The organism is Flavobacterium sufflavum (assembly GCF_004016525.1).
Taxonomy (GTDB): domain Bacteria; phylum Bacteroidota; class Bacteroidia; order Flavobacteriales; family Flavobacteriaceae; genus Flavobacterium; species Flavobacterium sufflavum.
In genome coordinates this window covers 629500-638099 of the sequence record NZ_SACJ01000002.1, presented here as the reverse complement: position 1 = coordinate 638099, position 8600 = coordinate 629500, and the positions used below count along the sequence as shown (strand labels likewise).

The window sequence follows — 8600 nt, the reverse complement described above, 5'->3', positions numbered from 1 at the left end:
AATAATATTTTTTCCGCTCTGATTGCTTACAACTTTGCAGACAAAAAACCGTCTTTGAAAAATAATTTCCTAGACACAAAACAATTAGTACTTTTTCAATAAGTTTATATCGAACTCACGTTATTTAATAATTACAACTAACGAGTTAACTTATCTTCTTTTGTGTATCTCTATTTCTGGATGGGACACTAAATCAAGTCTGTGTGAATTGAATATTTGAAATATATGCTCCGAAGGAATCCGAACAAAAAACAGAAAAAGAGGCTATCTCACAACTTGTAAGATAGCCTTTCCCTTATCCATTTAATTACTAGAATCCCTAAGGTATGCTCACTTTAATATTGTTGAACTTGACCGTACTGTTATCTGCAAATATTCCCCAACTAGTGTTTGAGGCCTTGTATAACCTATTAGTCAATGCTACTTCATTATTAATATACACCACGAGCATTGAATTTTCAATCACAATCTGAATATCATAGTCTGTATTAGCAGCAAATACATAAGGAACATCATTATATGCAATAGTGGTAGTTGTAAGGGCTGAGCGGTTTATTTTGTCGAGACTGAATCTGTTTTGCGATGGTACAAACCTTAAGCTATAAAAATTTTCATACCCATCGCATGCTCCAATCATAAAACCGAAATCCTTATTACAGTTAGAATAAGAAACAGTGGCACTGATCTTATAGCGAGCAAGACTGATTGGATCATAAATTATATTAGCCACATCAAAATCTGCCGGGCTTGTTAATTCGTATGATAGACCTCCAACCAACGGATTTACATTCCCCCATTGACTGTTTTGTACCGGAGTATAATTAGTCGTTTCCATCTTATTCTTTAAAGTGTGCGGAATTGCTACAGCAAGATCACCATTACTTTTTTGATATATTTTATGTACGGCTAAATTTCCACCCCATGCCCATGTACCTGCATCTGTATTTCCTGAAAGTATATTTGTCCATGCAAAAATATACCTATCCGTACCATCTGTTGCAGTTTTGGCAGCATAAAATCCAGTACCATCAAGCCTATCTTGTCCTACAGGCAAACTCCAAGGACCATTGACTGAACTGCTTTTTCGGTAGTAAACATATTTACTATCTATATCAGAAAACATAAGATAGTAGGTGCTTCCCATCTTAAATATTTCAGGTGTTTCCATCATAAAAAAGTTTTGAGCACCACCATCATATATAATATTGTTATAGGTCCAATTTAAAAGATTCGTTGATGAATACTTAGCGATAACACCCTTCCAGTTACCACCTCCATCTTGCTTTCTTGCAGATACCAACATTATATATGTAGAGGTAGTTGCATCCCAAAAAACATAAGGGTCTCTGAAATTTTGGGTCTCGTCAAACCCAAGACCAACAGGTGGATAAATAGTAGTAAAAGTAGTTTTGGGAGTAAAGTTACTATTTAAGCTTGAAGAAGTTGCAAGCATTATACCTTCTTTTTTTGTTACACACGATGAAGGATAGTTTGGGTTATGACCTGTATAGAAAGCATAAAACTTAGTTCCACTTTTGATAACATTACCGGTACCCAAAGCAAAATTCTGTGCACAGCTATTCGTACTGCAGCTTAAAATCTCGCCCGAAGAAAGTTCTGTATAGTTATAAAAATCAGTTGTTTTAAAACCATACCATGGATGTCGCTTATTGATTGCATCATTCCATATATCTTTAAGATAATATATATAAAATGCATTTGTTGTTGTATCATAATATGGCATTACATCACCAATCCTAGTACCATCAGAAACCATGCGATAAATATTATAATCTGTCTGTTCCGCCTGAGCATTGCAAGTAAGTGCCATAGCTGTAGCCATCTTTAAAGATGCAGCCATCTTTGAGGTACTGCCTTGTGATTTTTCCACATTAGGACTTTCAGTTTCAGAGTTACAACTAAAAAGTAAAAAAAAGGCTAAGCCAATTATTAGCATTAATTTTTTAATAGAACATTTCATAATTTAAAAAAATTTAGTGGTTAGTAATAGATAATTATTTAAAAATATTTTTTATTATTATTTAGGCTATTTTATGCGAAAATCTATCAAGAAAACCACGTATATTTCAATTAAGCATTTGAAATGCAACATATTATTGAAATTAAAAAAACATAGAATACTTTGTCTGCTATGAATCTACTTGTGACATTTAAATTAATTATCCATATTTACCTGATAATGTGAAACATATCTTACTTATGTCATTTTTTTTGATTAGCTATTTATTAGTTTTTACTAACCCAGTCAAAATAAAAAGTCTTTTAGGTAAAATTTGAAACTATACATATTACTTAATTGAATAACAAGAAGTTAAACAAATATCTATTTTTAACAAATATTAAATTTTCAATAAAAAAACTAAGATATACCCAAAATCCACAATACTATTTTAGTAATGTAGCATTTGTTTACAAAATTTAACTAAAAATTTATTTTAACAACAAGTAACTATTAATCAATTAGTTATTGATTATTGAAATAAAAAAACAACTGATACCAATTTCAATTCTATAACATTAATTTCAATCTTATTTCAGATTAAACCTCAAAAAAATAATGATATAAAAAATTAAACTTAATTTGTATCAGTTTTATATTCCTTCGGTGAAAATCCAAATTTATTTTTAAAGGAAGTTGAAAAATAACTTGGAGTTGAAAACCCAACAGCATACGCAATTTCAGAAATAGTTTTATTGCCTTTTTTGAGCATTTCTTTTGATTTTTCTAATCGAATATTATTGATATGATCATTAACACCAATTCCAAGAATTGCTTTAACTTTTCGGTACAATTGAATTCTTGAAATATTTAGATTGATAGCAAGATTATCTATTGTATAAGAAGAGTTGTCCATATTAATTTCAATAAATTCATTCATTTTTTTTAAAAAAACCTGTTCTGAGATACCAAAACTATCTGATTGAACGTTTGAAATATTATTGGAATAATAAAAACGTAATTTCTCTCTATTAAAAAGTAATCCTTTTATTGATTGAGATAAAACTTTTAAATTAAAAGGTTTAGTCAAAAAAATATCTGCTCCACTTTCCAATGCTTTTAAATAAGAATCTTGTTCATCAGAAGCTGTCAATATTAGTATAGGTATATGTGAGGTTCGCAAATCTTTCTTTAAAATTTCACATATTTGAAATCCATTTTTATCTGGTAAATTTAAATCACAAATAATAATATCTGGAACTAATTCTAGTGCTCTTTCTATTGCATTAGTTCCATCAGAGGCGTAAAAAGTATATTCTGAAGAAAATTTATAGGAAACAAAATCCAATAACTCTTTATTATCCTCAATATAAAGTACAGAATATTTATCTTCATTTTTATTAGGTTCTGAAATCTCAATTACATCTAAATCTAAATAATCCGATTGATGAACCAAATTTAAAACCGGTTCCTTAATGATTGATTTTGGGTCAAGATGTGCTTTGCCTAATGGTAAAGAAATAATGAATTCAGTCCCTTTTTTTGATTTAACATCAATGGTTCCTTTATGAAGTTCTATAAATTTTTTTGACAAATGTAGTCCAATCCCTGAGCTAATTTTATAATTATTTGAACCTTGATAAAAAGCATTAAAAACCTCTTTCAATTCATTTTCAGGAATTCCAATTCCCGAATCCTTAAAAATTATTTTAACAACATTATTGGTTTTATCTTCTTTGATTGTAATCGAAATTTTACCTTTATCAGGAGTAAACTTAAAGGCATTTGATAATAAATTAAAATATACTTTATCCATTAAATTTTGATCGATATAAATTTCTAATTCTGGATTATTTATTGTCAAAGTAAAATCTATATTTTTTTTCTTCGCCTCTTTATCAAAATCATCAACTATATTTTTAGAAAAATCTAATATATTGGTTATTGATGCTTTAAGTTTAAATTTTCTCTCTTCTGTTTTTCTAAAATCTAATAACTGATTAATCAACCTCAACAATCTCCTAGAATTGTTATACATTAAATTAATTTCTTTATTCACTAAAACACCTTTATTTTTCAGTTCATTTCCTAAAGATTCAATGGAACTTAATATTAATGTTAATGGTGTTTTAAACTCATGGGATAGGCCAGTCAGAAGGCTCAGTCTTGCTTCATTAATTTTCCTTAATTCCTCGACATATTTTTCTATCTCATTTCTTTGGCTGATTATTTTTTCAACCATCAATTCTAATTCTTTCTTTTTACGACTAATTATTATCCTTGAATAGATACTGTATATGGACAAACTAAGGAGCAATAATGATAGAACCAATACCATTTTCAGCAGATTACTTTGAGTTGAATATTTCTTTACCTGATCTTTTATAACATTCTGTTGTTCTTCTATATCAGATTGTTGGATTGATATCTTATCGAATTGATTACTCATAATATCTGCATTAAGAGAGTCTATCAATATCGTACTCAACTTATTATTTTTAGGAACAATCTCATTATTAGCTAACTTCAAAGCTAATTTAATAGCATCACTTCCTCCTGTCGGGTATAAAACCGTAGCTTCTAGAATTCCATCTTTAACCAATTGAATTCCTCCATTAGGCCCATTCAATCCATCTACACCAACAAATTTGATTTTTTTGTCTAATCCTTTCCCTTTAGCAATCTTCCAAGCATTATAGGCAACTATATCATTAAAAGCAAAAACATAATCTATTTTATTTAAACTATCTAAATTTTTTATATAATCATCTTTAGGCCTTCCATAATTATCTGCAACAATATTGATTAACTTAATACCTGGATATTGTTTTATTATCTGTCTAAATCCTAAACTTCGTTCAGAACCTGGAGTTGTTGTTGCTTCACCTCTTATCTCTAATACATTCGCATTGCCTTTTGACAAGGAAACAATATTTCTTCCTGCTATGCGACCTACTTCTATATTATCGGCACCCAAATATGCCGTGTAATTTGAAGTATTTACTTTTCTATCAACTAAAATCACAGGAATTCCTTCTGCCTTTGCCTTTTCAATTACAGGGACAATAGAATCCGACTCAAAAGGTGAAATAATGATAACATCCATTTTATCTTCAATCATTCTTTCTATATCTCTAATTTGATTTTTTGCTTTCCGATTAGCATTATAAATCTTCAGATTTATATCTGAATGGAGTGATGCTTCTATTCCCATTTCATGTTCCATTGATTTTCTCCAAATATCATTGTCAATGCATTGCGAAAATCCAATATCAACTGTTGATTTCTCTTCTTCGGATAATTTACATGAGTTAAGTATAAATAAGAAAATTGACAATACTATAAAACAGGATTTTTTTAACATAGAAGTTTAATTAATTGATTATAATACGAATCAAGAGTCGAATAAACACAAGAAAGGAACATCTTTTAAATTATTCGTTTTAAAAACTGATTATCAACACATTTAAAAACACATCTTACGTACTTTAAACATACTATAATTCAGGCTAAGACACCAAAATTAGTAAAAACATACCCATCTCTTTTAGGCATTTAAAAAGATTTAAATATCCTTGTAGCCGATTTAGAGATAATAACAAATCCGATTAAACAGACCAAATAAATTACGACAATTTATCTATTTGTTATTAAAGTAGAACAAAGATTCACTGTTAAGCAGATATAATAAATTTGCCTGTGATTATTTACATTCTTGATTTCATTATCTTAGTTTTTATTCTGCATTTTTCTAATCGTTAGAAGCATTTGCCAGAATCATTTAGAATTCTTTTGAGTTCACCCTTTAATAATATAACATTTCAAAGCCAAAAATTTATTCATTTAGAAATATGAAAAAAAACCAAAAAGTCCCAAAAAAATTGGGACTTTTTTTTTGCTAAAACAATCCTACTATTATTTGAATTCCAGTATTACGGCTTCATATGGTCTTAAAGTGCTATTTGTTATTTTACTGGTATTAGGGTAATTGTCTAAAACTATTGTAGATTTATTCAATGCTATTCCTAAATTGAAGGAAGCCATTTTGGCTGAAAAATTCAACAGTACCAACATTTTCTTTCCGTTAAGTTCTCGGGAATAAGCAAAAACATCCGGATTTTCTTTATCCAAAAGAGTATAATTTCCATAAACCAGCGTTGGTTCATTTTTTCTAATTTGCACTAATCTTCTGAAATAATTTAATACTGAATTAGGGTCTTTTTCCTGAGCTATAACATTAACCGTTTTGTAATCAGGATTTACTTTTAGCCAAGGCGTTCCACTAGTAAAACCTGAGTTTTGAGTTGTGTCCCATTGAAACGGCGTCCTGCTATTATCTCTTGAAGTCTGCTTTTGTTCCTCAATATATGCTTTTAAATCTCCTCCCTTATTTTTTAACTCAAGGTATTTGTTTTTGGTTTGAACATCATTATAATCACTAATATTATCAAATCGGATATTTACCATTCCCAGCTCATCTCCATTATAATAAAAAGGAGTTCCACGCATTGTCATCACAAAAGTGGAAAGCATTTTTGAAGAAATAGCTCTAAATTTTGGAGTGTCATTACCAAATTTACTCACCATTCTAGGTTGGTCGTGATTGGCAAGAAAGATAGACAGCCACCCTTTGTCTTTAAAGGCGTTGTCATATCGGGAAAAAATGTCTTTGTATTTTACAAGTCCAAAATCTTTTAAATGCTTGCCAATATCTACACTTTCAAAATGATAGGCTATGTTTAATTCCTTTCGATCCGGATCCACAAATTGCATCGCATCTTCAGGAGAGCTTCCCGCACCTTCGGCCACGGTCATTATATCATATTTACTAAAAACTTCGCGATTCATTTCTTGTAAATAGTCATGCAAATGAGGTCCGACACCATAATATTTAATTACATTTTTTTCATAACCTTTTGGTAATTCTGGCCATGTGGTATCTTTGGATGCAAACTGAAAAGCATCCATTCTAAAACCATCAATCCCTTTATCCAACCAAAATTTCATCATGTCATAAATTTCTTCTCTTACTTTAGGATTTTCCCAATTTAAATCGGGTTGTTTTTGAGAAAAATAGTGGAGATAATAGGAGTCTGTTTGAGCATCATATTTCCAGGCATCACTATTTACATCAAAACAACTCCATCTGTAAGGCGGCTTTCCTTTTTCAGCTGGCCACCAATGGTAGTAATTTCTATACGGGTTGTTTCTGGAACTTCGGGATTGTTTAAACCATTCATGCTCATCGCTACTGTGATTCACAACTAAATCCATAATCAATTTAATGCCGCGTTCGTGCATTCCTTTTAGTAAAAGATCAAAGTCTTCCATAGCACCAAAATCCTTCATGATTTGACGGTAATTACTAACATCATAACCATTATCATCATTTGGAGAAGTATAAATGGGATTAAGCCAAATAGCATCTATTCCCAAACTTTTCAAATAATCTAATTTAGAAATAATTCCTTTTAAATCTCCCACTCCATCACCATCACTATCTTTGAAACTGCGTGGATATATTTGATAAACAACAGCTTCTTTCCACCATTTAGTATCTGCATTTTTAATTATGGTAGTCTTTTTATTTTGTGCCAATGTACTCTCAGATGAGAATAGCATCAAAGCAAAAAATAGACATAAATTAATAATATGTTTCATAGTAGTTTGTATTCAGTTTTAAATTCATTGACTGTCCGTTTTTAGTCATAGGCACAGGTTTTACTTTTATATCAAACCATCATAAACTTTTTGATTTCTTTGTCGGAAATCTTAGGATTCGCTCCTTCGTGACCTGCTACCAATGCACCAATGGCACAGGCATAATTCAACGATTTTTGTGGTGATTTACCCCTCAATAATCTTACAATCAGAGATGCCAGAAAAGAATCCCCAGCACCAACAGTATCGACCACTTTTATAAAATAACCACTGTTGTAATAAAACTTATCATTATAATACAAAACTGCTCCAAAGGCACCTTTAGTCACACAAACATGTTTTGTATTTGTTTTTTCAGCGATGAATTTAATGTTCTGTTCAAAGGAATGATACGGTGATCCCAATAATTGACTTATCTCATGCAGTTCTTCATCATTGAGCTTGATAAAATCAGCCTTTGACATTAATTCGAGAAGCACTTCTGCCGTGTAATAAGGCGCTCTCAAATTGGCATCCAGAACTTTATATTCCGCCTTATCTAAAAGTCCATACAAAGTCTCTCGGGAAACCTCATCACGACAAATCAAACTCCCAAAAATAAAGGCATCAGCTTCAGAAACTTTTTTATCCATTTCTTTTGTTGGCACAATTTTATCCCAGGAAGAAGGATAATGAATGTCATAAGAAGCATTCCCCTTGTCATTAACCATTACATGAACCACCCCTGTTTTATAATCTGCCCCTACCTGAATAGAATCGGAACTTACCCCCTGCTCATTTACAAAAGACAGAATTCCATTTCCGTCTTCATCATCACCAACACGACTTATCATCGTTGTTTTCATCCCTAAAGAATTCATTCGAAGCGCCACATTCAACGGAGCACCGCCTATTTTTTTATGCGTCGGAAAAAGATCCCACAAAACTTCCCCGAAGCAAACAACGTTTAATGATTTTTTTTTGTTCATTTTTCTAAAAT

General features: G+C 30.8%; 4 protein-coding genes and 1 pseudogene. 1 reads left to right on the top strand and 4 read right to left on the bottom strand.

All coding sequences use genetic code 11. The features are described from left to right. Positions 1-102: pseudogene (locus EOD40_RS18365) on the top strand (IS982 family transposase); the annotation flags it as partial. 217 nt (positions 103-319) lie between these two features. Here EOD40_RS18365 and EOD40_RS05725 read toward each other — a convergent pair. The 4 genes from EOD40_RS05725 to EOD40_RS05710 all read right to left on the bottom strand — a co-directional run bounded on the left by EOD40_RS05725 (position 320) and on the right by EOD40_RS05710 (position 8589). Further along, on the bottom strand, positions 320-1981 hold the full coding sequence (locus tag EOD40_RS05725; RefSeq protein WP_128193931.1) for a glycoside hydrolase family 32 protein: 1662 nt from the start codon (positions 1979-1981) through the stop codon (positions 320-322). 616 nt (positions 1982-2597) lie between these two features. Further along, complete coding sequence (locus EOD40_RS05720; protein WP_128193930.1) at positions 2598-5324, bottom strand: substrate-binding domain-containing protein; 2727 nt, start codon at positions 5322-5324, stop codon at positions 2598-2600. 551 nt (positions 5325-5875) lie between these two features. Further along, complete coding sequence (locus EOD40_RS05715) at positions 5876-7621, bottom strand: glycoside hydrolase family 13 protein (RefSeq protein ID WP_128193929.1); 1746 nt, start codon at positions 7619-7621, stop codon at positions 5876-5878. A gap of 71 nt (positions 7622-7692) precedes the next feature. After that, the gene (locus tag EOD40_RS05710; protein WP_128193928.1) at positions 7693-8589 is read right to left on the bottom strand and encodes a carbohydrate kinase family protein; all 897 of its coding nucleotides are present in this window, start codon (positions 8587-8589) and stop codon (positions 7693-7695) included. Positions 8590-8600: the final 11 nt, after the last annotated feature.